23 protein-coding genes and 7 tRNA genes are annotated in these 23,958 nt (G+C 73.5%); 13 read left to right on the forward strand and 17 right to left on the reverse strand.

The genetic code is table 11. The features are described from left to right. Positions 1 to 209 precede the first annotated feature (209 nt). Together ABZO31_RS05095 and ABZO31_RS05100 are read left to right on the forward strand one after the other, a co-directional pair. Complete coding sequence (locus ABZO31_RS05095; RefSeq protein WP_406859754.1) at positions 210 to 2,417, forward strand: elongation factor G-like protein EF-G2; 2,208 nt, start codon at positions 210 to 212, stop codon at positions 2,415 to 2,417. A 188-nt stretch (positions 2,418 to 2,605) separates the two neighbouring features. Next, positions 2,606 to 4,249 (forward strand): hypothetical protein, encoded by a 1,644-nt coding sequence (locus ABZO31_RS05100; protein ID WP_406859756.1) that lies wholly within the window; start codon positions 2,606 to 2,608, stop codon positions 4,247 to 4,249. 65 nt (positions 4,250 to 4,314) lie between these two features. On the opposite strand, the gene ABZO31_RS05105 is transcribed toward ABZO31_RS05100, so the two are convergent. Continuing rightward, positions 4,315 to 4,875 (reverse strand): HIT family protein, encoded by a 561-nt coding sequence (locus ABZO31_RS05105; protein ID WP_406859757.1) that lies wholly within the window; start codon positions 4,873 to 4,875, stop codon positions 4,315 to 4,317. A gap of 67 nt (positions 4,876 to 4,942) precedes the next feature. On the opposite strand from ABZO31_RS05105, the gene ABZO31_RS05110 reads away from it, so the two are divergent. Beyond that, on the forward strand, positions 4,943 to 5,620 hold the full coding sequence (locus ABZO31_RS05110; RefSeq protein WP_406859758.1) for a potassium channel family protein: 678 nt from the start codon (positions 4,943 to 4,945) through the stop codon (positions 5,618 to 5,620). 30 nt (positions 5,621 to 5,650) lie between these two features. Here the strand turns inward: ABZO31_RS05110 and thrS are convergent, their stop codons facing one another. The 3 genes from thrS to ABZO31_RS05125 all read right to left on the reverse strand — a co-directional run bounded on the left by thrS (position 5,651) and on the right by ABZO31_RS05125 (position 9,865). After that, positions 5,651 to 7,627 carry a threonine--tRNA ligase gene (gene thrS, locus ABZO31_RS05115; RefSeq protein ID WP_406859759.1) on the reverse strand — a complete coding sequence of 659 codons (1,977 nt, stop codon included), beginning with the start codon at positions 7,625 to 7,627 and terminating at the stop codon, positions 5,651 to 5,653. Positions 7,628 to 7,994: 367 nt separating this feature from the next. Then, on the reverse strand, positions 7,995 to 9,257 hold the full coding sequence (locus ABZO31_RS05120; RefSeq protein ID WP_406859760.1) for a hypothetical protein: 1,263 nt from the start codon (positions 9,255 to 9,257) through the stop codon (positions 7,995 to 7,997). Then, the gene (locus ABZO31_RS05125; RefSeq protein WP_406859761.1) at positions 9,257 to 9,865 is read right to left on the reverse strand and encodes a DUF4365 domain-containing protein; all 609 of its coding nucleotides are present in this window, start codon (positions 9,863 to 9,865) and stop codon (positions 9,257 to 9,259) included. Before ABZO31_RS05125 ends, ABZO31_RS05120 begins: the two co-directional genes overlap by 1 nt. A 134-nt stretch (positions 9,866 to 9,999) precedes the next feature. Between ABZO31_RS05125 and ABZO31_RS05130 the strand changes: the two genes are divergently transcribed. After that, the gene (locus ABZO31_RS05130) at positions 10,000 to 10,728 is read left to right on the forward strand and encodes a 3'-5' exonuclease (RefSeq protein WP_406859762.1); all 729 of its coding nucleotides are present in this window, start codon (positions 10,000 to 10,002) and stop codon (positions 10,726 to 10,728) included. 73 nt (positions 10,729 to 10,801) lie between these two features. Here the strand turns inward: ABZO31_RS05130 and ABZO31_RS05135 are convergent. Next, positions 10,802 to 10,873, reverse strand: a tRNA-Val gene (locus ABZO31_RS05135). A gap of 62 nt (positions 10,874 to 10,935) precedes the next feature. Beyond that, the gene (locus ABZO31_RS05140) at positions 10,936 to 11,382 is read right to left on the reverse strand and encodes an SRPBCC family protein (protein ID WP_406859763.1); all 447 of its coding nucleotides are present in this window, start codon (positions 11,380 to 11,382) and stop codon (positions 10,936 to 10,938) included. A 94-nt stretch (positions 11,383 to 11,476) separates the two neighbouring features. Between ABZO31_RS05140 and ABZO31_RS05145 the strand changes: the two genes are divergently transcribed. Then, positions 11,477 to 14,209 carry an SCO7613 C-terminal domain-containing membrane protein gene (locus ABZO31_RS05145; RefSeq protein ID WP_406859764.1) on the forward strand — a complete coding sequence of 911 codons (2,733 nt, stop codon included), beginning with the start codon at positions 11,477 to 11,479 and terminating at the stop codon, positions 14,207 to 14,209. 68 nt (positions 14,210 to 14,277) lie between these two features. On the opposite strand, the gene ABZO31_RS05150 is transcribed toward ABZO31_RS05145, so the two are convergent. Together ABZO31_RS05150 and ABZO31_RS05155 are read right to left on the reverse strand one after the other, a co-directional pair. After that, positions 14,278 to 14,352: transfer RNA gene (locus ABZO31_RS05150), tRNA-Val, on the reverse strand. Between the two features lie 62 nt (positions 14,353 to 14,414). Further along, entirely contained in the window at positions 14,415 to 14,921 is a 507-nt protein-coding gene (locus ABZO31_RS05155) for a TIGR02611 family protein (RefSeq protein WP_406859765.1), read from the reverse strand. A 189-nt stretch (positions 14,922 to 15,110) separates the two neighbouring features. Here ABZO31_RS05155 and ABZO31_RS05160 point away from each other — a divergent pair, with 189 nt between their 5' ends. Continuing rightward, complete coding sequence (locus tag ABZO31_RS05160; RefSeq protein WP_015032345.1) at positions 15,111 to 15,524, forward strand: SsgA family sporulation/cell division regulator; 414 nt, start codon at positions 15,111 to 15,113, stop codon at positions 15,522 to 15,524. A 263-nt stretch (positions 15,525 to 15,787) separates the two neighbouring features. Beyond that, positions 15,788 to 16,345 (forward strand): CGNR zinc finger domain-containing protein, encoded by a 558-nt coding sequence (locus ABZO31_RS05165; protein ID WP_406859766.1) that lies wholly within the window; start codon positions 15,788 to 15,790, stop codon positions 16,343 to 16,345. Between the two features lie 16 nt (positions 16,346 to 16,361). On the opposite strand, the gene ABZO31_RS05170 is transcribed toward ABZO31_RS05165, so the two are convergent. Together ABZO31_RS05170 and ABZO31_RS05175 are read right to left on the reverse strand one after the other, a co-directional pair. Further along, positions 16,362 to 16,562, reverse strand: a complete 201-nt coding sequence (locus ABZO31_RS05170; protein WP_406865573.1) for a hypothetical protein — start codon at positions 16,560 to 16,562, stop codon at positions 16,362 to 16,364. Between the two features lie 124 nt (positions 16,563 to 16,686). Next, positions 16,687 to 17,118, reverse strand: coding sequence for a hypothetical protein (locus ABZO31_RS05175; RefSeq protein ID WP_406859767.1), 432 nt, complete (start codon positions 17,116 to 17,118; stop codon positions 16,687 to 16,689). Between the two features lie 172 nt (positions 17,119 to 17,290). Here ABZO31_RS05175 and ABZO31_RS05180 point away from each other — a divergent pair, with 172 nt between their 5' ends. After that, on the forward strand, positions 17,291 to 17,812 hold the full coding sequence (locus ABZO31_RS05180; RefSeq protein ID WP_406859768.1) for a DsbA family protein: 522 nt from the start codon (positions 17,291 to 17,293) through the stop codon (positions 17,810 to 17,812). A gap of 58 nt (positions 17,813 to 17,870) precedes the next feature. Here ABZO31_RS05180 and ABZO31_RS05185 read toward each other — a convergent pair whose 3' ends face one another. The 3 genes from ABZO31_RS05185 to ABZO31_RS05195 all read right to left on the reverse strand — a co-directional run bounded on the left by ABZO31_RS05185 (position 17,871) and on the right by ABZO31_RS05195 (position 20,688). Then, on the reverse strand, positions 17,871 to 18,710 hold the full coding sequence (locus ABZO31_RS05185; protein WP_406859769.1) for a GNAT family N-acetyltransferase: 840 nt from the start codon (positions 18,708 to 18,710) through the stop codon (positions 17,871 to 17,873). Between the two features lie 65 nt (positions 18,711 to 18,775). Further along, positions 18,776 to 19,603, reverse strand: coding sequence for an aminotransferase class IV (locus tag ABZO31_RS05190; protein WP_406865259.1), 828 nt, complete (start codon positions 19,601 to 19,603; stop codon positions 18,776 to 18,778). Between the two features lie 23 nt (positions 19,604 to 19,626). Further along, positions 19,627 to 20,688 carry a chorismate-binding protein gene (locus ABZO31_RS05195; protein ID WP_406859770.1) on the reverse strand — a complete coding sequence of 354 codons (1,062 nt, stop codon included), beginning with the start codon at positions 20,686 to 20,688 and terminating at the stop codon, positions 19,627 to 19,629. 212 nt (positions 20,689 to 20,900) lie between these two features. On the opposite strand from ABZO31_RS05195, the gene ABZO31_RS05200 reads away from it, so the two are divergent. From ABZO31_RS05200 to ABZO31_RS05220, 5 genes are all read left to right on the forward strand, one after another. After that, positions 20,901 to 20,973 (forward strand) — tRNA-Gly (locus ABZO31_RS05200). Between the two features lie 39 nt (positions 20,974 to 21,012). After that, positions 21,013 to 21,086, forward strand: a tRNA-Cys gene (locus tag ABZO31_RS05205). A gap of 1 nt (position 21,087) precedes the next feature. Then, positions 21,088 to 21,159 (forward strand) — tRNA-Val (locus ABZO31_RS05210). Between the two features lie 19 nt (positions 21,160 to 21,178). Then, positions 21,179 to 21,250 (forward strand) — tRNA-Val (locus ABZO31_RS05215). Positions 21,251 to 21,298: 48 nt separating this feature from the next. Then, a tRNA-Val gene (locus ABZO31_RS05220) sits at positions 21,299 to 21,373 on the forward strand. A gap of 53 nt (positions 21,374 to 21,426) precedes the next feature. Here the strand turns inward: ABZO31_RS05220 and ABZO31_RS05225 are convergent. The 4 genes from ABZO31_RS05225 to ABZO31_RS05240 form a co-directional block, all read right to left on the reverse strand. Further along, positions 21,427 to 21,696 carry a zf-TFIIB domain-containing protein gene (locus tag ABZO31_RS05225; RefSeq protein ID WP_406859771.1) on the reverse strand — a complete coding sequence of 90 codons (270 nt, stop codon included), beginning with the start codon at positions 21,694 to 21,696 and terminating at the stop codon, positions 21,427 to 21,429. A gap of 40 nt (positions 21,697 to 21,736) precedes the next feature. Then, complete coding sequence (locus ABZO31_RS05230; protein ID WP_406859772.1) at positions 21,737 to 22,708, reverse strand: phosphotransferase family protein; 972 nt, start codon at positions 22,706 to 22,708, stop codon at positions 21,737 to 21,739. Positions 22,709 to 23,167: 459 nt separating this feature from the next. Further along, the gene (locus tag ABZO31_RS05235) at positions 23,168 to 23,335 is read right to left on the reverse strand and encodes a hypothetical protein (RefSeq protein ID WP_406859773.1); all 168 of its coding nucleotides are present in this window, start codon (positions 23,333 to 23,335) and stop codon (positions 23,168 to 23,170) included. A gap of 280 nt (positions 23,336 to 23,615) precedes the next feature. Further along, positions 23,616 to 23,897, reverse strand: coding sequence for a hypothetical protein (locus tag ABZO31_RS05240; RefSeq protein WP_406859774.1), 282 nt, complete (start codon positions 23,895 to 23,897; stop codon positions 23,616 to 23,618). Positions 23,898 to 23,958: the final 61 nt, after the last annotated feature.

The raw sequence follows: 23,958 nt of genomic DNA on the forward strand, positions 1-23,958 counted from the left end.
CACGCGGGTCCCGGCGCACGGCCGCGCCTCCGGCACGGCGCGTGGCGGCGCTCCGGCGGGCGTCGCGCACCGGCCCCCGGGTACGACGTATGGACGCGCCGTGACAGCAGTGCAAAGCTCGAAGGACCATCGCGGGCCGTCGCCGGAGCTGCCCCGCACTCCCCACGCCCGCGTCCCACCTCGCATGCGAGCAGTCGGGAGGAACAGAGATGGGCGACAAGGCGAACGCACAGCCCGGAGCCGCCGGCAGGGCACCGACGGCCGACCGGCCCTCGGCGGTACGGAACGTGGTGCTGGTCGGCCACAGCGGTTCGGGGAAGACGACCCTCGTCGAGGCCCTCGCGCTGGCCGCCGGGGCGGTCAACCGGGCCGGCCGGGTCGAGGACGGCGGCACGATCTCCGACTACGACGAGATCGAGCACCGTCAGCACCGTTCCGTACAGCTCTCCCTCGTCCCCCTGGAATGGGGCGGATACAAGATCAACCTCCTCGACACCCCCGGGTACGCCGACTTCGTCGGGGAGCTGAGGGCCGGTCTGCGCGCCGCGGACGCGGCCCTCTTCGTCGTCTCGGCGGCGCAGGAGGCGGACGCCGTGCCCGCCGCCACACGCATGGTGTGGGAGGAGTGCGCGGCCGTCGGCATGCCCCGCGCCATCGTCGTCACCCACCTGGACACCGCCCGTACCGACTACGACCGGCTCACCGAGGTCTGCGGACAGCTCTTCGGCGGCGACGACCCCGACGCCGTCCTGCCGCTCTACCTGCCGGTCCACGGCCCCGAGGCACCGGACGGGCACGCCGCCACCACCGGTCTCGTCGGCCTGCTGACGCGGAAGATCTACGACTACTCGGCCGGCGAGCGCGCGGAGAACCCGCCGGACGACACCCAGCGGCCGGTCCTGGAGGAGGCCCGCAACCGGCTCATCGAGGGGATCATCGCCGAGAGCGAGGACGAGACCCTGATGGACCGCTATCTCGGCGGCGAGGAGATCGACCTCAAGACCCTGGTGGACGACCTGGAGAAGGCCGTAGCCCGCGGCAGCTTCCACCCCGTGCTCGCCGCCGCCCCCGCCGCCGACGGCGGCCGCCAGGGCCTGGGCACCGTCGAACTCCTGGAGCTGATCACCGGCGGCTTCCCCAGCCCGCTGGAACGCGAGGCCCCGGCCGTCACCACGCCCTCCGGCGCCTCCCGCCCGCCCCTGACCTGCGATCCGGACGGCCCGCTCGTCGCCGAGGTGGTCAAGACCGCCTCCGACCCGTACGTCGGCCGGATCTCGATGGTCCGGGTGTTCTCCGGCACCCTGCGCCCCGACGAGACCGTGCACGTCTCCGGCCACGGACTCGAGGACCGCGGCCACGAGGACCACGACGTCGACGAACGCCTCGGCGCGCTGACCTCGCCCTTCGGCAAACAGCAGCGGCTGATGAGCCACTGCATCGCCGGCGACCTCGCCTGCGTCTCCAAACTCGGCCGCGCCGAGACCGGCGACACCCTCTCCGCCAAGGACGACCCGCTCCTGATGGAGCCCTGGCGGATGCCCGACCCGCTGCTGCCCATGGCCGTCCAGGCGCACAGCAAGGCCGACGAGGACCGGCTCTCGCAGGGCCTGGCCCGGCTGGTCGCCGAGGACCCCACGATGCGCCTGGAACAGAACCCCGACACCCACCAGGTCGTCCTGTGGTGCCTGGGCGAGGCGCACCGCGACGTCGTCCTGGAGCGACTGCGCACCCGGTACGGCGTCCAGGTCGACACCGTCCCGTACAAGGTGTCGCTGCGGGAGACCTTCGCCGCGCCGTCCGCGGGCCGCGGCCGGCACGTCAAACAGTCCGGCGGGCACGGCCAGTACGCCATCTGTGAGATCGACGTCGAGCCGCTGCCGGCCGGCAGCGGCATCGAGTTCGTCGACAAGGTCGTCGGCGGCGCGGTCCCGCGCAACTTCATCCCGTCCGTGGAGAAGGGCGTACGGGCCCAGGCCGCACGCGGCGTCGCCGCCGGATATCCGCTGGTCGACGTGCGGATCACGCTGAAGGACGGCAAGGCCCACTCGGTGGACTCCTCCGACGCGGCCTTCCAGACCGCCGGCGCGCTCGCGCTGCGCGAGGCCGCCGCCGACGCGTCCATCCACCTCCTGGAGCCGGTCGCCGAGGTGCAGGTGATGGTGCCGGACGAGTACGTCGGCCCGGTCATGAGCGACCTGTCCGGGCGGCGCGGCCGGGTCGTCGGCACCGAACAGGCCGGGCCGGGCCGGACGTTGGTACGGGCCGAGGTGCCGGAGATCGAGATCGGCCGGTACGCGGTCGACCTGCGCTCCATCTCGCACGGCACCGGCAGCTTCGACCGCAGCTACGCCCGGCACGAGCCGATGCCGCCGCAGCTGGCCGGCAAGGTGCGCGAACAGGCCGACGCCGGCGTCTGATTCGGCCGGATGCCGCCGCCTCCCGCCCACGGGAGGCGGCGGCATCCGGCCGTCACCTGACGTGACCGCCCGGTCCCCGATACGCTGGGGTGCCCAGCTCAGCAGGTGTGCGGGGCGCGGTAGTTGGGAAACAGGGCCGGGACAGGGCCGCACAGAGATCACGCGGTGGCACGCGGCGATGGGGGCTGATGACGATCGTGTACGGACCCGGGGCGCAAGTCCCCCTCCAGGGCTCGGACGGGCAGACGGCGGCGACGTTCGCGCTCGCCTCCGCCGCGTACCGCGACGGCCCGATGGACAAGATCCTCGAGGCGGACAGCGACTGGCACAAGTCGACCGTCAAGAAGGGCAAGTGGTACGATCTCTTCCGCCCCGACTTCGGCGAGGCGTTCTCCCGGGCCGTCCAGGTCCGCATGCTCGGCGGCGCCCGCAAGGCACTCATCCAGTCCTTCGGCACCGAGCCGCAGCCCGTCGTGGAGCACTGCCTCGCCGCCACCAACATCCGCCGCCGCCGTGACGTCAGACTCACCCTCGTCACGGTCGTCTTCGGCGTGCTGTTCCTGCCCGGCCTGCTGCTCTGGCTGGGTGTGATCCAGCTCCGCCGCAGCCTCGCCGGCGCCGCCGACAAGCGCTCCGGCTGGCTCGGCACCGCGCTGCTCATCGGCATGGGGCTGCTCGCCCTGATCTTCCTGATCAAGCTGCCGCTCGACAGCGTCCTCGGGATCTATCTGCGGGCCATGGTCGTCGCCCCGCCGCTCGGCTGGGTCCTCGCCAAGCGGATCTGCGAGTCCACCGCCGTCGACCTGCGCGAACGCTGGAACGGGCTGCTCTCCGGCGGCGGCGTCGCCGCGAAGATCCCCGAGGCGGTCCCCCAGCACCCCGGCGAGGAGGCCGCCGAGGAGCTCCGCCAGAACCTGGAGAAGCTCACCGCCGAGCAGCAGTCCAACGTCGTCTTCTACGCCGGCCCCAAGGGCATACTCGGCATGGGCACCCGCTGGGGCAGCTGGACCCTCGCCGAGGACCTGGTCCCCCAGGAGGGCAAGGAGATCCACGACTTCCGCGCCTGGGACGTGATCCGGCCGATCCACGACCAGCTCAAGCTCCTGGAGCGCGGCTCGCTCAAGACCGGCTTCCCCACCCCGGTCGTCAAGCACTGGATCGTCTCACCCGTCGGCGAGGGCGCCGCCGAGGTCGCCCGTCCCGAGGGCGAGAACATCGTCTCGTTCCAGGTCCGGCCGCACGAGATACAGCGCATCTGCAACGACCAGCAGTTCGGCAGCGGCAACCGCCACTACCTCGGCGTGCAGTTCACGCTCTGGGACGGCCAGCTCGTCCTCACCATGATGATCACCGTGACCTCGCTGCTGCACACCCTGCGCGTCGAGGTCACCGGCCACGCCCTCGGCCCGGTCCACTCGCTCTTCACCAGCAAGCCGGCCGCGAAGACCAAGGAGGTCTCGAAGACCGTCCGCTTCTGGGAGACCCGGGAGATCCACCTGCCGCTGGTGGACACCGACGAGGTGGTCCGGCTCGCCGTCCGCGCCCCGCTGACCTGGTTCCCGCCGGTCCTGGACTTCCTCGGCGGCAAGCTGGTGCTGCCCGAGCCGTTCGGCCTGCGGCACGCCTGGGCCGACAAGCCCTGGCGGCACCGCTTCATGGCCGACGACGCGATCCGCGCCGCCACCCCGGTCATGCGGGCCGTGCACACCGCCGTCATCAAGGTCCTCGAGGACCACGGCGTGAACACCGAGCGCTTCGCCAACCGCTCGCTCGTCCTCAGCGGACTGATCCAGGACCCCGGCCCGAAGAAGGCCGACGTCTACGACGCCTGACCGCGCACGCGAAGAAGGCCGGGCCCGCCACCTGCGGACCCGGCCTTCTCTTCGCGTACGGGGAACTAGCCCACCGGCCAGGCGTCCGCCAGCATCTTCCGCGTGTCCGCGAGCAGCTGCGGCAGCACCTTCGTGTGGCCGACCACCGGCATGAAGTTCGTGTCGCCGCCCCACCGGGGCACCACGTGCTGGTGCAGGTGCGCCGCGATACCCGCGCCGGCCGCCGCGCCCTGGTTCAAGCCGATGTTGAACCCGTGCGCCCCCGACGCCGTCCGCAGCGCCACCATCGCGCGCTTCGTCAGCTCGGCCAGCTCCACGGTCTCGCCGGTGTCCAGCTCCGTGTAGTCGGCGACGTGGCGGTACGGCACCACCATCAGGTGCCCGCCGTTGTACGGGTACAGGTTCAGCACCGCGAACACGTGCCGGCCACGCGCGACGATCAGGCCGTCCTCGTCCGACATCGACGGGATCGAGCAGAACGGACAGCCGTCCCCGGCCTCCGGGCCGCTCGGCTTGTTCTCCCCCTGGATGTAGGCCATCCGGTGGGGTGTCCACAGGCGCTGGAACGCGTCCTGCGTCCCCACTCCGTTCTGCTGCTCCGGCTCAAACGTCATGCTGTGCAGCATATTGCTTCGCCCGTTCGGAGCGTGTCGCCGGGGCGGCGGATCCTCGCCCGGCGGAGATGCTGATCCGATGAATGACAGGTCGCAGCAGCTGGAGCGCTGGGAAGAGCGGACGGACGCGCTGCTCGCCGTGGCGTCCCTGGTCTTCCTCGCCGGATACGCGGTCCGGATCCTGGGCCACGATCTCCCCCTGGTCTGGCGGGACGTCTGCCTGGGGTTCACGTACGCGGCCTGGGCCCTGTTCGCGGTGGACTACCTGGTACGGCTGTGGCTGAGCGGTCTGCGTCCCCTGCGCTTCCTGCGCACTCATCTGCTGGACACGGTCGTCCTCCTGCTGCCCTTGCTGCGGCCGCTGCGGATGGTGACCGAGTACGACAAGATCCAGCGCCGCCGGGACCAGCCGCGGCTCACTCTGTACGTCCGGGTCATGGCCTACGCCGGCCTCTCGTCGATCCTCCTCGGCTTCGCCGGAGCGCTGACCGTCTACTCGTACGAGTACGGGGCCCCGGGCGCCTCGATCCGCACCTTCGGCGACTCGATCTGGTGGGCCTGCTCGACGCTCTCGACGGTGGGCTACGGGGACGTGTCCCCGGTGACCCCGGGCGGGCGGGTCACGGCGGTGGGCCTGATGGCCTGCGGGCTCGCGCTGCTGGGGGCGGTGACCGGCTCCTTCTCGTCCTGGCTGGTCCAGGTCTTCACGCGGGAGGACGAGAAGAGGCCCCCGGGGAATTCCCCGGGGGCCTCCTGAGCACGTCGCGGATCAGACCCGCACGCCGGATCAGACCTGGACGCGGTCCTCGACGATCTGGGCGATCTTGGCGATGGCCTCGTCGACCGGGATGCCGTTCTCCTGCGAACCGTCGCGGTAGCGGAAGGAGACGGCGCCGTTGGCCATGTCCTCGTCACCGGCGATGATCATGAACGGCACCTTCTGCTTCTGCGCGTTCCGGATCTTCTTCTGCATCCGGTCCGAGGAGGCGTCGACCTCCACCCGCAGCCCCTGCTTCTTCGCCTTGGCGGCGAACTCCTGCAGGTACGGGATGTGGGCGTCGCCGATCGGGATGCCGGTGGCCTGGACGGGCGCGAGCCAGGCCGGGAAGGCGCCCGCGTAGTGCTCCAGGAGCACCGCGAAGAAGCGCTCGATCGAGCCGAAGAGCGCGCGGTGGATCATGACCGGGCGCTGCTTGGTGCCGTCCGGGGCGGTGTACTCGAGGTCGAAGCGCTCCGGCAGGTTGAAGTCGAGCTGCACGGTCGACATCTGCCAGGTGCGGCCGATCGCGTCGCGCGCCTGCACGGAGATCTTCGGGCCGTAGAAGGCCGCGCCGCCCGGGTCGGGGGTCAGCGGGAGGCCCTGCTTCTCGGCGACCTGCTGGAGGACGGCGGTGGCCTCCTCCCAGACCTCGTCGGAGCCGACGTACTTCTCCGGGTCCTTGGTGGACAGCTCCAGGTAGAAGTCGGTCAGACCGTAGTCGCGCAGCAGGTCCAGGACGAAGGTGAGGGTCCGGTCCAGCTCCTCCGCCATCTGCTCGCGGGTGCAGTAGATGTGCGCGTCGTCCTGGGTGAAGCCGCGGGCGCGGGTCAGGCCGTGCACGACGCCGGACTTCTCGTACCGGTACACGGTGCCGAACTCGAACAGGCGCAGCGGCAGCTCACGGTAGGAGCGCCCGCGCGCGTCGAAGATCAGGTTGTGCATCGGGCAGTTCATGGGCTTGAGGTAGTAGTCCACGCCCTCGTCGAGCTGCATGGGCGGGTACATGCCCTCGGCGTACCAGTCCAGGTGGCCCGACTTCTCGAACAGCTTGCCCTTGGTGGCGTGCGGCGAGTAGACGAACTCGTAGCCGTGCTCCTCGTGCTTCTTGCGCGAGTAGTCCTCCATGACCCGGCGGACGATGCCGCCCTTGGGGTGGAAGACGGCCAGGCCGGAGCCGATCTCGTCCGGGATCGAGAACAGGTCGAGCTCGTTGCCCAGCTTGCGGTGGTCGCGCTTCTCGGCCTCGGCGAGGAAGTCGAGGTGGGCCTTCAGCTCCTCCTTCGACGGCCAGGCGGTGCCGTAGATGCGCTGGAGCATCGGGTTCTTCTCGCTGCCGCGCCAGTACGCGGCGGCGTTGCGCATCAGCTTGAACGCCGGGATGTTCCGGGTGGTCGGCAGGTGCGGACCGCGGCAGAGGTCCTTCCAGCACAGGTCGCCGGTCTTGGCGTCCAGGTTGTCGTAGATGCTCAGCTCGCCGCCGCCGACCTCGACGTTCGCGCCGTCGTCGGTGGAGGCGGCGCCCTTGATGCCGATGAGCTCGAGCTTGTACGGCTCGTCGGCGAGCTCCTCGCGGGCCTCCTCGTCGGAGACGACGCGGCGGGAGAAGCGCTGGCCGCGCTTCTGGATCTCCTGCATCTTCTTCTCGACGGCCTTGAGATCCTCGGGGGTGAACGGCTTCTCGACGTCGAAGTCGTAGTAGAAGCCGTCCCGGACCGGCGGGCCGATACCCAGCTTGGCCTCGGGGAAGAGCTCCTGCACGGCCTGGGCCATGACGTGCGCGGTCGAGTGGCGCAGGATGTTGAGGCCGTCCTCGGAGGAGATCTCGACGCCCTCGACGAGGTCGCCCTCGGCGAGCTCGTACGCGAGGTCCTTCAGCTCGCCGCCGACGCGGGCGGCGATGACGGACCGGTCGTCGGCGAACAGGGCGCCGGCGGTGGTGCCCGCGCTCACCGCCCGTTCCTCGGATCCTGAGGCGTTGCGGACGGTCACACGGACATCTGACACGGGTACTCCAGAGCATTGGGGCGCAGGCAGACACGAGGTGCCGGCGCCGGCGGTCCGCGGCAGAGACGAGGTGCCGCGTCGTCGCCGATCGTACCGACCCGGGGGCCCCACCCGCGAAACGGTTTGCCCGGGCGGGCCGGCCCGGGGCCGGGCCGAAGCGGCGCGACGCCCGTGGTCACGGCCCCGCCGGGGGCGAACGGCCGGTCGGCGACGGGTCCCGCCTCGCGGCGGAGGGACGCCCGGCTCACGCGGGACACGTACGCGCCGCCGGCGCACCGCCGTCAGGCTGCCACCGCGGGCAGAGGCCACGGTCAGGCGGCGCGGATCGCTGCCACCGCACCACCCCGCCGCAGCCCGGCCGCACTCGTCAGTCGCCCCCGCAGGCCTCCTCGAAGAAGTCGACGTTCTCGTGGAGGGCCTTCATCAGGCGGTCCCGCTCGGCGTCGTCCACCTGTACCGGGACGACGTCCGAGGCGTCGGTGAGCCGGCGGAAGCCGCCGCGGCGCTCCAGCCGGCCGACGACGCGGATGGGCAGGCCCACCAGGTGGGCGTGGACGGCGGTCCGGTACGCCTCCTCGTCGAGGGCGACCCGGACGTGCGGGACCTCCGCCCCGGCCAGCACCCGCAGCCGTACGGTGCCCGCGCCGCGCGCCCCGGAGCGGCGCATCCGCACCACCGCGCCGGTGATCCGCACCGGTACGGACGGCTCGTCGCTCATGTACCGCGCGCCCGCCTCCCGCAGCGCGGGCAGGTCGCCGGGCGAGAACTCCACCGGCTCCGGCCGCGCCGCGCAGCCCTCCGGCGCGCCCGCCGCGGGCGCCCAGGAGAGCGCGATCCCGGCGCCCTCCGCGCCGCGCACCAGCGCCACCAGCGCCTCCGTGAGTTCCCGGCTCACCCCCGCCTGCACCGCCGTGTCGAAGGCCTCCATGCCACCGGTGGCCCGCTGGTAGTCCACGGCCTCCCGGGCCGCGTACAGCGCGTGGTAGAGCCGTACGGCGACGGGCCGGCCCGTGTCCACCGGCACGAACGCGGTCAGCCCGCGCCCGCCGGGCGCCGCGCCGACCACCACGCTCTCCAGGGACGCCTGGGCCTGCCGGCGGTGCCGGCCGCCGTAGTACCCGGCCCGCCCGCGCACCGCGAGCGCGCCGGCGAGGAGCAGTTGCCGGGCGGCCGAGCGCAGCTGCTCCTGCGCGGTCCAGGTCAGCGCCCCGGACAGGCCCTGCGGCACGTCACGGGTCCAGCGGATCTCGTCGCTGGGCAGGCCGAGCCCCACCAGCACCTCGCGCGCGGAGGGCGTGCCGCTGCGGGCCAGCGCGGTGAGCGCCTCGCCCAGCAGGTCCTCGCAGTCGGGGAACGCCCGGCTCTCGGGCACCAGGAGGCTGGTGCGGTGCCCGCCGGGCCCGGGTGGGCTCCAGCGGGCGTACCGCCCGGCGGCTCCGCCCCGCCGCCGCCAGCCGTGCCGGTCCAGGAGCGCGCCGAGGACCAGCGGGTCCACACGGGCCGGGTCGGGCAGGGCGTCGGGCGTCGCGCCGGGCGCCCCGTCCGGCGGTCCGGGGTCGCCGACGGAGGCCGGGGGGTGGGGCCGGAAGGGGAGGGACCCGCCCTCGGGTTCGTCGATCGGCCAGTGCATCAGGGTCTCCCTCCCGCCCCGACCCGGGTCATGATCTCGCAGAGCGCCCGGTCGTCGAAGATCCGCGCGGTCGGTATCCGCACGGTGGTCCGGCGCCGCCCCGTGACGGGATGGCCGGCCAGATTGATCCAGTAACAGCAGTGCCTGAGGTCGAGCCGGTCGTGCCCGGCCCGCAGCCAGTCGTCCTGGGAGCGGGGCGCGATCATCACGACGAGGATCTTGTGCACCGAGACCGGGGTCCGCGCCAGCTTGGCCAGGTGCTCGTTGTCGAGGGTGAACGAGAAAGCCGGGGGCGCCGCCCCGGGGGTGTGCGGTGCGAGCTGGTAGGTGCACTTGAGCTGCACCTTGATGGTCACTTCGTCGTCGATGGTGTGCCCGGGAGCGCTGTGGCTCACGTGCCAGTCGATGCCGTTGTCCGGAAACGGCTGCGACAGCGAACATCCCGCCGCCGCCGCGACCGCGTGCAGATAGCCCACCTGGAGGGTCTCCATGCAGGCGGTGGTGGCGAGCGAACCCCGCAGCGGCGCGTCCCGCTGCGGGGGCAGCAGCCCGCCGCCCGTGCCTGCGGTGCGGGACGGCCCCCCGGGTTCGGGCTGCGGGATGGCCATGAGTGAATTCCCTTCCCCGTCATCTGTGTTGTGACCGCCCCGCGTACAGCGCAAACGGCCCGGGTATCACCGGTTCGGGCAGCGGGACAAGCCCACCTGCCGCCATCTGCCCGCGAGGTGGGAGGAGTTCGGGGATGACGATGCACTGGTACGAGGGCCCCCTGGCCGCATTCGACACGGAGACCACAGGAGTTGACGTCGAGCAGGACCGGATCGTGTCCGCCGCCCTCGTCGTCCAGGACACCGCGGGCGGCCGCCCGCGCATCACCCGATGGCTCGTCAACCCCGGCATTCCGGTGCCCCGGGCGGCGACCGACGTGCACGGACTGACGGACGATCACCTCCAGCGCAACGGCCGCTGGCCGGCTCCGGTGATGGAGGAGGTGGCCCGGGCGCTGACCGAGCAGTCGGCGGCGGGCCGTCCGCTGGTGGTGATGAACGCGCCGTTCGACCTGACGATCCTGGACCGGGAGCTGCGCCGGCACCGGGCCTCGTCGCTGGCCCGCTACATGGAGAACGTGCCGCTGTGCGTGCTCGATCCGCGGGTCCTGGACAAGCACCTGGACCGCTACCGCAAGGGCCGGCGCACGCTCACGGACCTCTGCGCGGAGTACGACGTGGAACTGACCGGGGCGCACGACGCGGCGGCGGACGCGGTCGCGGCGCTGGACGTCGTACGGGCGGTGGCGCGGCGGTTCGCGTCGCGGCTCGACCGGCTGACACCGGCGGAGCTGCACACCCGTCAGGCGGTGTGGCACGCGGCGCAGGCCCGGGGCCTGCAGGCGTGGTTCACCCGGAACGGGACGCCGGAGGCGGTCGATCCGGCGTGGCCGCTGCGGCCGGAGATCGCGGCGGCGGCGTGAGGCGGACGCGTGAGGCCGACGCGTCCGGGAACGAAGAAGGCCGGTCCGTCTGTGACGGACCGGCCTTTCCCGGTGGGCGATACTGGGATCGAACCAGTGACCCCTTCGGTGTGAACGAAGTGCTCTCCCGCTGAGCTAATCGCCCGGGAACGGGTTGAACCATACAGGCCCTGCGGCGGTTGGTTCAAACTCATTGGGCGGGCTCCCTCAGCCGGACCGCAGGTGGGCGGCGAGGCCGCGCCGTCCGCCCCGCATCATCAGCGCGTGGTTGGCCCGGAACACCGGCCGGCCGGGCACGGCGAACGCGCGCATCAGCCGGCTGCGGACCTCGACCTCCTGCTCGTACACGGCACGCGTGCCGCCGTCGTGCGCGGTGAGCGTCCAGCGGGCCCAGCCGTCGAGGTCGCCGCTCATGCCGATCTCCAGGATCCCGGACTCGGGCTCGCGGCGGCGGGCGACGGCGGTGACGACGAGCTCGTACGGCAGGAAGGAGCGGAAGCGCGCGGTGCCGGTGGCCTCGTCGACCGGGGTGACCTCGCGGACCTGCGGCCACCAGCGCGGGTACTCCTCGGCCCGTTCCAGCACGGCGTAGACGGCGTCCGGGGGGGCGGCGAGCTGCCAGACACTGCGGAAGCGGTAGCGGCACCAGTCCATGACCCCAGTGTGTACGTACTCCCACGTACTCAGGCGCGGATCTGAGTACCCCGACGCATTCCGCGGGCGGGTGCGGCGGGCCACACTCCGCCTCATGGAGAATGTTCTGCCGCCCGCCGACGAGCTGGTGCTCGTCGACCGCGAGCTGGCCCAACTCGATGCCCGACGGTCCCAGTTGCTGGCCCGCCGGGCCTGGCTGCTGCAGGTGCTGCGAGCCGCCGCGGTCCCGCAGGCCGCACCGACGCCCGCCTGGGGTCCCGCGGCTCCGCGTCCCGTCGCGGACACCACACCGCCCAGCGCCCAGAACGTGCTGCTCACCCTGGGCGGGGTGCTGCTGACGATCGCCGCGATCGCGTTCACCCTGGTCAGCTGGGGTTCGATGGGCATCGGCGGCCGGGCCGCGGTGCTCGGTCTGGTGACCTCGGCGGCGCTGGCCGCGCCGGTGGTGCTGCTGCGCCGCGGCCTGGTCTCGACGGCGGAGTCGGTCGGCGCCCTGGGCCTGGTCCTGACGGTCCTCGACGCGTACGCGCTGCACCGCGTGGCCCTTCCCGGCACGGACGGCGTGGCGTACACGGCGGGCGCCACGGCGGTCCTGGCCGGCGCGTGGGCGGCGTACGGAGCGGCGCTCGGCGGCCGGCTGCGGATCCCGCTGCCGGTGGCGGTGGTCGCGGCCCAACTGCCGCTGCCGCTGGCCGCGGTGGCGGCGGACGCGGGCGCATACGCCCTGGGCTGGGCGATGCTGGCGACGGCGGCCGCGGACGCGGCGCTGCTGCTGTGGGGGAAGCCGCGGTCGGTGCGGGTCACGGCGGCCGTGGGGCTGTGCGCGACGGGCTCGTGGGCGCTGCTGACCGGCGGCTGGTTCTCGCTGACGGACCCGGTGCCGGCGGTGGGGCTGCTGGTCGCGGGCGGCGCGCTCGCCCTGTTCTTCGGGTGGCGCACGTCGGCGGTGACGGTGTTCGGCGCCGTGGTCGCGGCGCTCGCCGCGGTCGCCGCGGTGGGCGGTGTCCTGCGGTCGGCGCTGCCGGAGGCGTGGATCGTGCCGGGGTACGTGGCCTGCGGGCTCGCCCTCGCGGCGGTGCTGCGCACGGGGCTGCCCCGCCCGGTGAAGCAGGGCGCGCTCGGGACGGGCGCGGGCGTGCTGGGCCTGGGCGTGCTGTGGGCGGTGCCGCCGGCGGCGGCGCTGCTCCTGGACTCGGCGGTCCGTACGACGCCGGTGTGGTCGGGCCCGGACATGCCGGCGCTCCCGGAGTACCCGGCGACGGCCCCGCTGGTCCTGCTGGCGGCGACGGCCGCGCTGGCCCCGCTCCGGCGCACCTGGGCCCGCTGCGCGGCGGTCCTGCTTGCGTGGACGACGGTCCTGTCGCTGCCGGTGTCCCTGGACCTGAGCCACTCCCTGCGCCTGACGGTGCTCCTGGCGACGGCCGCGGCGGGCGCCGCCCTGGCCTGCCGCCCGCAGTGGCTCACCGGCGACCTGCCGGAGCCTGCCGCGGCGCCGGCGGTCGGCGACGGCCCCGCGGCCGCGCAGGGCGAGGCCGCCGGGGGCGGTTACCGCCCGGCAGCCGGAACGGCGCCGGGCACCACGCCCGGCATGACCGGCCCGCAGGGTCAGACCCCGGCGAGCGGCACGTCCCCCGGCAGCGAGCCCGGCATGACGGGCCAGCAGGGCCTCACCCCGGGCGGGACCCCGCCGGCCGGTACGGCGCCGGAGGGCGCGTTCGGGCCCGCGGCGGGCGCGACCCCGGACGGGGGCTTCGGCCCCGCGGCCGGTGCGGCTCCCGCCGGTGCGTTCGGGCCGCCGACCTGGCCCGGGTGGGCAGGCGCCCGGATACCCGCGGCCGCTCGGGCGACCGTGGCTCCGGCGGCGGCGCTGGCCTGGTGCGGGTTCGGGGCCGCCCTGGCGTCCGCGCTCGGGGCGGTGCTGAGCGGGCTGGACACACGGGCGGGGACGTTCACCTCGCTCGGGATCCTGCTCGCGCTGTTCGCGGGGGTCGCGGCGCTCGGTGAGCGCCGCGTGCGCGCCACGGCGGCCTGCCTGGCCGTCGCCGCCGCGGGCGGACTGGTCCTCGCGGGGGCGCGGGCCGCCCAGCTCGACGACCCGCGCACGGCGGTCTGGCTGCTGGTGGTGCCCACCGCCGCCGTCGGCGTGGGCGCCCGGCTGCGCCGCCACCCGCTGGCGCTGCCGGTCGAGCTGTCCGGCGCCGCCGTCGCGCTGCTCGCGATCGGTCTGGCGGCGGGCCGCCCGGCCTCCCTGGCACTCGTACTGGCGCTGTGCGGCGTGCTCGCCGCGGCCGTGGCCGCGGTACGTCCGGAGGGCGGGCGCACGGCCGGCTGGACCGCCGCGGTGCTCTTCGTCCTGGCGACCTGGGTACGGCTCGCCGCCTCGGACGTGACGACGCCGGAGGCGTACACGCTACCGGTGACGCTCCCGGCGCTGGCCGTCGGCGTACTGCGGCGGCACAGGGATCCGGAGGCGTCGTCCTGGACGGCGTACGGGCCGGGCCTCTCGGCGACGCTGGTGCCGAGCCTGATCGCGGCCTGGAGCGACGCGTCCTGGGGCCGCCCGCTGCTGCTCGGCGTCGGGGCGCTCGCGGTGACGCTGCTCGGCGCCCGGTACCGGCTGCAGGCCCCGCTGGTCCTGGGCGGCACGGTGCTGGCCCTGGTGGCGCTGCACGAGCTGGCGCCGTACGTGGTGCAGGTGGTCGGCGCGCTGCCCCGCTGGCTGCCGCCGGCGCTGGCCGGTCTGCTGCTCCTCGCGGTCGGTGCGACGTACGAGCAGCGGCTGCGCGACGCGCGCCGACTGCGCGAGAAGCTGGGCCGGATGCACTGACCGGCCGGGCGGGCCCGGCAACGCCGAGGGCCCGGAGACTCATCGAGTCTCCGGGCCCTCGGTCCGGGTGGTGGGCGATACTGGGTTCGAACCAGTGACCTCTTCGGTGTGAACGAAGCGCTCTCCCACTGAGCTAATCGCCCGGGCGCACCGCAAACATTACCCCATGTCAGCGGGCCCCTCTGACCAGGTCCTCACGGGGTCGTCACTGGTCGATCCGCCACGGCATCACGAAGCCGAACTTCCAGAGGTAGATCCCCAGCAGCACCCCGATGATCACGAGGCCGATGGTGGTCAGGATGATGTTCCGCCGCCGCACCCTCGGGTCCAGGGCCTTCTGGGCCGCCTCGGTCACCTTGAGCTTGGTCCAGCGCAGGACGAGCTGTGCCCAGACGAACTCGGTCGCCCAGATCGCCATGCCACCGAAGATCACCAGCCAGCCGGGGCCGGGCAGCGGCAGCATGATCACGCCGCCCACCACCACGGCCAGACCGACGATGAACACGCCGACCTGCCAGCTCATGTGCAGCGTCCGCCGCGCCTTGATGAACTCCGGCGCCCGTGACCCGAGGGGCCTCTCCCCGGTCTCGGCGGTCTCTGCGGTCTCGGTGGTCCCTGCCTCGGTCTCGGCAGTCTCGGTGGTCTCCACCGTCTCCCCCGTCTCAGCGGGCCCGGCGGCCCCCGCGCGCCGCTCGTCACTCTCCGCATTCATGGCCCCAACTTACCGGACCGGCGCGGATCACCGGAACGGCGTCATGTCCGGACGACATACACCGCCGTCCGGGCGACCTGAACGATCACAAAACAGACAGAGGGGTTTACAACGGCACCGTAGGTGGCATGTCGATTTCGCCGACGTGCGAATCCCCGAGCGCACACTGAGCGAAAGGCCCTGGCGCTTATGAACACCACGGTCAGCTGCGAGCTGCACCTGCGCCTCGTTGTGTCGAGCGAGTCCTCACTGCCTGTACCGGCGGGCCTGCGGTATGACACGGCCGATCCCTATGCCGTGCACGCCACCTTCCACACCGGAGCCGAAGAGACGGTCGAGTGGGTCTTCGCCCGCGACCTTCTCGCCGAGGGCCTGCACCGGCCCACCGGTACCGGCGACGTCCGTGTCTGGCCGTCCCGCAGCCACGGTCAGGGCGTCGTCTGCATCGCGCTGAGCTCTCCCGAGGGCGAGGCCCTGCTCGAAGCCCCCGCGCGCGCCCTGGAGTCGTTCCTGAAGCGGACCGACGCCGCGGTGCCGCCGGGCACCGAACACCGCCATTTCGACCTCGACACGGAGCTCTCGCACATCCTGGCCGACAGCTGACCGGCTGACAGCCAGGCCGAGAGCCGCACGACGCCGTCCGACTCGGGGAGACGGCGTCGCGCGGACAACCGCATACGGCAGGGATCGGCGCCCGCACCGCGCATCGACGTGGTGCGGGCGCCGACGTCCCGGCCCCCGGACGCCTGTCCGCGGACCGCACGCTTTCGGCCCCGTTCCCGCCCACTCCGGGCAGGACGGACGGAAGCCGCTAGAGTCAGCGGAATTCGGCGGGCGCCCGCCCGCAGCCGGCCAGGGAGCGGAACGTGCTGATCCCCCACGACACCAGAATCGCCCTCGACGCCGTCGTCGATCTGATGAACACCGCCGCCGAGGGCGAGCGGGGCGACGCGCTGGTGGACCTCGCGGGACTCCACACGTTCGTGCGGGACCACAAGATCAGCGACGTCGGCGAGCTCGGCGCCGACGACCTCGCCTCCCTGCGCGAGGTGCGCAGCCGCTTCGCCGCGGTGTTCTCCGCGCCCGACTCGCGGGTGGCGGCGGCGCTGATCAACCAGCTGGTGGCGGCCGCGGGCACGACGCCGCAGCTCACCGACCACGACGGCTACGACTGGCACGTGCACTACTTCGCGCCGGGCGCGTCCGTCGCCGACCACCTGGCCGCGGACTGCGGCATGGCGCTCGCGTTCATCGTCGTCAACGGGGAGCAGGAACGGCTGCGCCGCTGCGAGGCCCCGGACTGCGGGCGCGCCTTCGTCGACCTGTCCCGCAACCGCTCGCGCCGCTACTGCGACAGCCGGACCTGCGGCAACCGTCTGCATGTGGCCGCGTACCGGGCGCGCCGGAAGGAAGCGGCCGGCTGACGGCCCCGGAGCGCCGTCACAGCAGGAAGAGGTCGTGCACGGAGGCCATCAGGAGCAGGCAGCCGATCACCGCGAGGAAGATCATCAGCGGCGGCTGGGAGAGCGCGAACAGACAGCCGCGCGGCTCCTCTGTGGGGGCGGGGGCTCGATCCCGCGAGGTTTCCAGCATCTCGGGGGCGATCATGGCGCAGGGCCGGCCCGGGAGATCCAGCAACACGCCCCACGACCGCGGCAGTTCACCGGATCCCGTGGATCGGCGCCCCCGGGTTCACGGGGGCGCGGGGAGCGGGGATACGGGAGGAAATCCCGTGGGTCGGATCCTCTGGTTCAGATCCTTCGGGTCAGATCCCGTGCTTCTTCAGAATCGCCTCGATGTCGCTGAAGTCGTCGGCCGGGGCGCCGGTCTCCGGCTTCGGGGTCGCACCCCGCTTGCCCTGACCGAGCGCGGGTGCGGACGCGGACGGCTCGGCGGCCCGCTTCCGTCCCTTGGGCTCCTCCTCGATGCCGGCGGTGCCGCCGCGGCGTCGCTCCACGGTGCGGGAGGTCATGAACAGCACCCAGGCCACGCCGAGGACGCCGAAGCCGGCCCAGGCGACGGGGCTGAAGGCGGTGTCGGCGAGCCACTGCACGGCCCCGGTCATCACCAGACCGAGCGGCACCAGCGCGTACGCGGCGATCCTCGTCGCGGCGAGGAACCGCTTGCGGTACGCCGTGATCGCGGCGATGCCCAGGCCGGCCGCGGCCACCGCGGAACAGACTGTCTCGGCAAGCATCCGGTCCTCCTGGCGGGGCGCTGGGCGTTACGTCCCTTCCATCCTGCACCGTCACGGCCGTCCGCGGCCACGACGGCGGCCGCACCGGGCCGGATCTCCGGGAGATCTCCGGGGCGGCCTCCTCCCCAGGTCCCGGTTGGGAGGCGCCGCGGCGGGCTGGAAGACTGGCCCCATGAGCGACTCCACCACCGGCAACGCCGCCGCCCCCGTCGTCCTGGAGACCTGGTTCGACCTCCAGTGCCCCGACTGCACGAGCGCCCTCGACGACGTGCACGCGCTGCGCGAGAAGTACGGCGAGCGGCTGGACGTGGTGCTGCGGCACTTCCCGCTGCCGAAGAACAAGCACGCGTACGCGGCCGCGCAGGCGGCGGAGGAGGCAGCCGAGCAGGGTCAGGGCTGGCCGTACGCGGAGGCGCTCCTGGCCAGGACCTCGGACCTGGCCGAGCGGGGCGAGCCGGTGCTGCTCGAGGTGGCCCGTGAACTCGGCCTGGACGCCGAGGAGTTCGACACGGCGCTGATCGACGGCCGGCATCTGCTCGTGGTCGACGCCGACCAGGCGGAGGGCCAGGCGATCAAGGTCACCGGCACCCCGACGTACGTGATCGGCGGCGAGCGCCTGGACGGCGGCAAGAGCCAGGAGGGCCTGCGCGCCCGGATCGAGGAGATCGCGGACCGCCTGCTCGCGCAGGGCTGAGCGCCGCGAGAGCAAGGGCAGGAGCGACACCGGCCCCTGCCTTCCCCGCCGCCCTCCCCTACAGCAGGACCTTGCTGCTGTTGATGTGCGTGGTGCGGTAGCCGAGCGAGGAGTAGAGGCGGAGGGCCGGGGTGTTGTCGGCGAAGACATGGAGGCCGAGGAGCCGGGTGCCGGACTCGGCGACGGTGCGTTCGGCGAGGAGCATCAGGGCGCGGCCGTAGCCGTGGCCCCGGTGCGCGGGGGCGACCTCCACGTCGTACACGTACCCGCCCTGCACGCCCGGGGCCAGCTTGCGCCGCCCGGTCCAGACGTGGCCGACGACGGCCCCGCCGCTCGTGACCACCTGGACCGCCACTCCGGGGCTGGCGAGCCCCTCGGGGAGCAGTTCGCGGTGGCTCGCCTCGGCCTTCGCGCGGGCCTGGTCGGCGGGGATGCCGCGGGCGCTCCAGCTCTCCGCGAAGGCCCGCCGGCCGGCGGCCTCCCACGCCACGTACTCGACCTCGGTCATCGACCGCGCCTCGACGCCGTCGGGGAGCGCGGGCGGCGGGCCGGTGAGTTCCTTGAGCATGTTGCGGCTGACCTCGGCGTAGCCGAGCATCCGGGCCATCCGCTGCGCGAGCTCGGCCTCGGCGGGGACGGAGACGTGCACCTGGGTGCAGCCCCAGCCGCGCAGCACCTCTTCCGCGGCGAGCGCCGCGACGGTGCCCCGGCCGCGCCGCCGGTCCGCCTCGTCGATCCGCAGGCTCTCGATCACGCCCGCCTTCGGGCCGAACGCCGGGTCGGTGGCCAGCCGGACGGCGCCGACCGGCCGGCTGTTCACGCACACCTCGTAGGCGCGGGACCGGTGGCCGTCGGCGGCCGTCTGGAGCGGCCCTGTCGGCCGAAGGGTGGTGGTCATCACGGGTGTTCTACCTGCCCCGCGGCCGGACGTCACCTGGTTTCGCCGGGTTGTCGGGGAAACGCCTACAGCCGGGGGTCCGTGTCGGCCGCGGCCCGCTCCTCGAAGACGCGCATGGCCTTGGCGGTCACCGGGCCGGGTGCGCCGGCCGGCTCACGGCCGTCGATCCGGTGCACACCCTGGACATCACGCAGCGTGGAGGTCAGGAAGACCTCGTCGGCCTCGTCCAGGACGTCCATCGGAAGATCGGTCTCCTCCGCGCCGGTCCACTCGATCGCGAGCGCCCGGGTGATGCCGGCGAGGCAGCCCGAGGCGACCGGAGGGGTGTGGACGCGGCCGCCGAGGACGACGAACACATTGGAACCGGTGCCCTCGCAGAGCCGGTCCCGCGTGTTCGCGAACAGCGCCTCGGAGGCGCCGGCGGCGTGCGCCCGGGCGAGGGCGACGACGTTCTCCGCGTACGACGTGGTCTTCAGGCCCACCAGTGCGCCGCGCTCGTTGCGGGTCCACGGGACGGTGACCACCGCGGTGGTGTCCGGGCGGCGCTGGGTCGCGCCGAGGGCCACGACCAGGCCGGGGCCGGCCTCGCCGCGCTCGGAGCCGAGGGGCGAGACCCCGCCGGTGTAGGTGATGCGGAGCCGGCCGAGCTCCACCGGGTTCGCCTCCAGGACGGCGGCGCAGGCCCGGCGGATCTCGTCGTGGTCGGGGTCCGGCAGGCCGAGGCCCCGGGCGGAGCGGGTGAGCCGCTCCAGGTGCAGGGTGAGCGCGAAGGTGTCGCCGCGCACGGCCTTGACCGTCTCGAAGACGCCGTCGCCCACGGTCAGCCCGTGGTCCAGGACGGAGAACCGGGCGTCGGCCTCGTCGTGCAGTGCGCCGTTGACCCACAGCTTCATCGCGTTCGCCGCGTTGATCGCGTTCAAAGAGAGATGGCCCTTTCGCTCGCCTCGTACGCGCCCGACGCTACCGCGAGCAGCCGGGAGGCCTTGAGTTCGGTCTCGTCCCACTCGCGCTCGGGATCGGAGCCCCAGGTGATGCCGGCGCCGGTGCCGAAGCGCAGGACGGGGCCGCCGGGCTCGTCGCGGTCGACCCAGAAGGTGCGTATGCCGACGGCGAGCTGCGCGGTGTCGGCGTCGGCGTCCACCCAGCCGATGCCGCCGCAGTACGGGCCGCGGGGCGCGGTCTCCAGGGACTCGATGATCCGCAGCGCGCTGGACTTGGGTGCGCCGGTGACCGAGCCGGGCGGGAACGTCGCCGCCAGGACGTCGCTCCAGCCGGCGTCCTCGCGCAGCAGTCCGCTGACGGTGGAGACCAGATGGACGAGGCCGGGGTGCTCCTCGACCGCGCACAGGGCGGGGACGGTGACGGTGCCGGTCTCGCAGACGCGCCCCAGGTCGTTGCGGACCAGGTCGACGATCATCACGTTCTCGGCGTGGTCCTTGGGGAGCAGGTCGGCGGCGGTGCGGCCGGTGCCCTTGATGGGGCCGGAGGAGATCCGCGCGCCCTCGCGGCGCAGGAACAGCTCGGGCGAGGCGGTGGCGATCTCCACACCGTGCCCGGGCAGGCGGATCGTTCCGGCGTACGGGGCGGGGTTGCCGCGGGCGAGCAGTGCGGTGAGCGCGTCGACGTCGGCGGCGTCCGGGTCGGGCAGCGGCGCGGAGAGCACCCGGCAGAGGTTCGCCTGATAGACCTCGCCGCGCGCGATGTGCTCGCGGACCCGGCGGACGCCCTCGGTGTAGGCGGCCCGGTCCAGGGAGGAGGTCCAGGTGTCGGGGGCCGGTCCGTGCCAGGCGCCCGGGCGGGGCGCGGGGACCGGGGCCGCGCGGACGTCTGCGAAGCGGGCGCAGGTGAGCCTGCCGTCGAAGTCGGCCGCGACGGCCCAGAAGCCGGCGGAGTCGAGCGCCTCGGGGTCGTGGGTGACGTCCCGGAGGTCGGTCGCGACGAGGCCGCCGAAGCGGGCCAGGGGAGCGAGGTCGTGCACGGCTCGAGTCTAGGTGGGGGCTCGCGCGGGGGCGTGCCGGAGCGACCGGGCGGCCACCCGGAGTGAACCTGCGGCGCACGCGGATCGGCGGCGGCTCGGCCACAGGTCAGGCCACACGTCAGCACGCTGCGGAAACGCGTTTTTGTACTGGGCCCGGAATCCGCTAGAGTTCAACACGTCGCCGGGACGCGCAAGCGGAACGGAAACGACAAGCGGACGTGGCTCAGTTGGTAGAGCATCACCTTGCCAAGGTGAGGGTCGCGAGTTCGAATCTCGTCGTCCGCTCGATGTGGGGGATCTTCCCGAACCCCCTGAATCACTCCTGGTGGAGTGGCCGAGAGGCGAGGCAACGGCCTGCAAAGCCGTCTACACGGGTTCAAATCCCGTCTCCACCTCCAAGGACGATTAGCTCAGCGGGAGAGCGCTTCCCTGACACGGAAGAGGTCACTGGTTCAATCCCAGTATCGTCCACTGACCCGCAAGGGTCCCCGCGCGATTAGCTCAGCGGGAGAGCGCTTCCCTGACACGGAAGAGGTCACTGGTTCAATCCCAGTATCGCGCACGCAGCACTATGTACCACTTGCTTCACCTGCGGCTTCATGCCGTTCCCGCGCGATTAGCTCAGCGGGAGAGCGCTTCCCTGACACGGAAGAGGTCACTGGTTCAATCCCAGTATCGCGCACCACCACCGGAGCCCCCGGCCGCCTCGAGCGGCCGGGGGCTCCGTCGTTCGTCCGCTCAGGACGAGAACAGCATCCGGCCGAAGCCGCGCTGATGGTGGTGTCCGCCGTGATGGTGGTGGTGCACCTGCTGCGGGGCGCCCCAGGCGGGCGCGGCCGGCGGGGCGGCGGGCGGCGGCGCCTGCTGGCCCCACTGCGACTCGAGACGGGTCAAGGCCTCCAGCTCGCCGTAGTCCAGGAAGATCCCCCGGCAGCCGCTGCACTGCTCGATCTGCACGCCGCTGCGGTTGTACGTGTGCATCGGGGCATGGCACTTGGGACACTGCATGCTCGGCTCAACTCCTCGCCGTTCGGATGATGTGCTCACCCTACGATGACGCAGGTTCGCCCAAGTCGGTTCGGACGGACGCGATTCGGGCGCAGGCGTCGAGCATCAGCCGCTCCACCTCGTCGAGCGGGCGGTCCTCCGCGGCGCTCTTCACCAGGGCCAGCGCCGCGGTCTGCACGGTCAGGGCCCGTGCCGGGACGTCGAGTTGCGGCCACGGGTCGCCGTCGGCGGGGACGGCGGGGCCGCCGGCCGCGCGGTACGCGGCGAGGAAGGCCGACCAGATGTCCGGGGGCAGGATCCCGGCGGCGTACCAGGCGGCGGGGCGTGCCAGGTCCCAGGCGGGGTCGCCCAGGCCCAGGTCGTCGACGTCTATCAGCAGCCAGGGGCCGTCGGGGGCGGGGTGGCGGACGAGCTGGCCCAGGTGCAGGTCGCCGTGGCAGAGGATGTCCGCACGGGGCGGGGCCGCCTCGTCGCGGGCCCAGGGCGGCAGCCCGGCCCAGGCGCGCAGTACGGGCGCGGCGGCGGGCCGTGGGGGCCCGGCCAGGAGCCGGGCGACGGCCCGGGCGGCCTTGGCGGGACCGCGGTGCGGGGGCAGGGGCCCGGCGGGCGGCGGGGTGCGGTGCAGCCGGGCGAGGAGGCGTGCGGTCTCGGCCCAGGGCGCGGCGTCCGGGTCCTCCGGGTCGACGGGGACCCCGTACGGCCACGCGCTGACCCGCCGCCCCTCGACGGCGGCGTCCGGCAGCGGGAGCGGCGGCAGCAGGATCCCCCGTAGCGCGGGATCGGCGGCCACGGCCACCCGCGCGGCGTGCCCTCCCGGGTCGGCGTCCGCCGCGTGCGCCTTGGCGACGACCGCCCCGTGCCGCACGACGGTCCCGTCGGCCCGGTCGGCCAGCACGTCCGCATCGCCTGCCCCACCGCAGTCCGCACAGGCGTCACGCGGCGCGGGAAGATGCGCGGCGACCTGAGCGAGCCGCCGAAGCTCACGCACGACGAGGGTGCTGCGTTCGACCATGGAGAGCAGCGTACGCGGGACGAACACCCCTGCCGCCGGCGGAAGGACAGACGGGCGGACGGCTCGGAGCAGTCGGCCCGCGCACGCGTGCCGGGCGGGATGTGCGGCCCCGCGGCCGGCAGGCGCCGTGCGTCTCCCCTGCCCGGCGGGCGTCGGACGGACGGCTCGTCGAGGCCATCGGCCGCGCGCGGGTGCCGCAGGCGGGCTCGGCCCGTGCACGGCGCACGGGCGGCATGCGGGCCCGGTCCGCCGTGCGCGGGTGCGCCGCCGCCGGTCCGCCGCGCAGGCGCGGCCGCCGCCCGTCCGACGCCGCGGCCTCGTACCTCCCCGAAAAGCGCGATGGCCGGTCAGCTCCCCAGCTGACCGGCCAAACGCTGTCGTCCGCCGCACCCCCGTCCCCACGGGGTTGGTGGCCGGATGTCCCCGACCCGGGCCGCTCACCCGGGTCCGGGGCGCCGCTCAGCGCCCCAGCATCACGCCCACGGACGACGCCTGTGTGACCACCGCTTCCCAGCCGCCGAAGACGACGACGAGCAGGGCCGCGAGCGGGAGGACCATGGCGGTCGCCACCAGGGGGTGGCGGCGTCCCTCGGTACGGGTCATCGTGCGGGATGCCGTGTGCGCCATGGGTCCTCTCCTGTCATGTCCGACAGCGGCGGGTGTCTGACCTCGGGGGACGAGTGCACCACCCGCCGCTTGTCTTCAACAGTAGGGACGCGGGGTGCCCGCGGCGTCATGCCGGCGTACCGGCTTCCGGGCCTCCCGGAGGATGAGCCCACCCCTCGCGGTGTACTCCCCTGGGTGGAGGACGCCTCCTCCGGGCTGCGGGTCTTCCCGGAGGGGAGGCGCCGCACGCGGGACGCGCGCCCCCCGCGTACGCCCCCGGCCACGGCCTCGTCCGGGCCGCTCAGGCCGCCGCGCCGGGACCTCCGCCCTCGCCGTCGGCCACCCGGGGCGCGGGCTGCTCCACCAGCGCGAGCACCCGGTTCGCCATGAAGCGCGCGGTCCTGACCACCGCCCCTCCCCCGGGCTCCGCCCGGGAGGTGCCCCCAAGCGTGACTTCGCTCACTTCGACCACCCCCCGGCGGACCGCCGTCTCCACCCTGCGGGCTGCCCGGCTTGCCACCACTTCGTACGTGCGCGTCGTGTCCCCCGCGTCCACGACGATCTCCACCCAGTCACCCTTCATCGATCCAACCCCCCTTCTGCGACGCGCCATTGGGAACGTGCAGGAGTCGGGGGCCGGCGTG

It is taken from the genome of Streptomyces solicamelliae (assembly GCF_045348655.1).
GTDB classification, from domain to species: Bacteria; Actinomycetota; Actinomycetes; order Streptomycetales; family Streptomycetaceae; genus Streptomyces; species Streptomyces solicamelliae.

What these genes read in the sequence shown, in the direction of transcription:
- ABZO31_RS05110 (WP_406859758.1), top strand. Translation starts at nt 4,943, where the DNA reads ATGAATGACAGGTCGCAGCAGCTGGAGCGCTGGGAAGAGCGGACGGAC.
- ABZO31_RS05175 (WP_406859767.1), bottom strand. Translation starts at nt 17,118, where the DNA reads ATGCTTGCCGAGACAGTCTGTTCCGCGGTGGCCGCGGCCGGCCTGGGC.
- ABZO31_RS05145 (WP_406859764.1), top strand. Translation starts at nt 11,477, where the DNA reads ATGGAGAATGTTCTGCCGCCCGCCGACGAGCTGGTGCTCGTCGACCGC.
- ABZO31_RS05120 (WP_406859760.1), bottom strand. Translation starts at nt 9,257, where the DNA reads ATGCACTGGCCGATCGACGAACCCGAGGGCGGGTCCCTCCCCTTCCGG.
- ABZO31_RS05230 (WP_406859772.1), bottom strand. Translation starts at nt 22,708, where the DNA reads ATGGTCGAACGCAGCACCCTCGTCGTGCGTGAGCTTCGGCGGCTCGCT.
- ABZO31_RS05185 (WP_406859769.1), bottom strand. Translation starts at nt 18,710, where the DNA reads ATGACCACCACCCTTCGGCCGACAGGGCCGCTCCAGACGGCCGCCGAC.
- ABZO31_RS05235 (WP_406859773.1), bottom strand. Translation starts at nt 23,335, where the DNA reads ATGGCGCACACGGCATCCCGCACGATGACCCGTACCGAGGGACGCCGC.
- ABZO31_RS05180 (WP_406859768.1), top strand. Translation starts at nt 17,291, where the DNA reads ATGAGCGACTCCACCACCGGCAACGCCGCCGCCCCCGTCGTCCTGGAG.
- ABZO31_RS05100 (WP_406859756.1), top strand. Translation starts at nt 2,606, where the DNA reads ATGACGATCGTGTACGGACCCGGGGCGCAAGTCCCCCTCCAGGGCTCG.
- ABZO31_RS05240 (WP_406859774.1), bottom strand. Translation starts at nt 23,897, where the DNA reads ATGAAGGGTGACTGGGTGGAGATCGTCGTGGACGCGGGGGACACGACG.
- ABZO31_RS05130 (WP_406859762.1), top strand. Translation starts at nt 10,000, where the DNA reads ATGACGATGCACTGGTACGAGGGCCCCCTGGCCGCATTCGACACGGAG.
- ABZO31_RS05105 (WP_406859757.1), bottom strand. Translation starts at nt 4,875, where the DNA reads ATGCTGCACAGCATGACGTTTGAGCCGGAGCAGCAGAACGGAGTGGGG.
- ABZO31_RS05190 (WP_406865259.1), bottom strand. Translation starts at nt 19,603, where the DNA reads ATGAAGCTGTGGGTCAACGGCGCACTGCACGACGAGGCCGACGCCCGG.
- ABZO31_RS05140 (WP_406859763.1), bottom strand. Translation starts at nt 11,382, where the DNA reads ATGGACTGGTGCCGCTACCGCTTCCGCAGTGTCTGGCAGCTCGCCGCC.
- ABZO31_RS05225 (WP_406859771.1), bottom strand. Translation starts at nt 21,696, where the DNA reads ATGCAGTGTCCCAAGTGCCATGCCCCGATGCACACGTACAACCGCAGC.
- ABZO31_RS05155 (WP_406859765.1), bottom strand. Translation starts at nt 14,921, where the DNA reads ATGAATGCGGAGAGTGACGAGCGGCGCGCGGGGGCCGCCGGGCCCGCT.
- ABZO31_RS05160 (WP_015032345.1), top strand. Translation starts at nt 15,111, where the DNA reads ATGAACACCACGGTCAGCTGCGAGCTGCACCTGCGCCTCGTTGTGTCG.
- ABZO31_RS05095 (WP_406859754.1), top strand. Translation starts at nt 210, where the DNA reads ATGGGCGACAAGGCGAACGCACAGCCCGGAGCCGCCGGCAGGGCACCG.
- ABZO31_RS05125 (WP_406859761.1), bottom strand. Translation starts at nt 9,865, where the DNA reads ATGGCCATCCCGCAGCCCGAACCCGGGGGGCCGTCCCGCACCGCAGGC.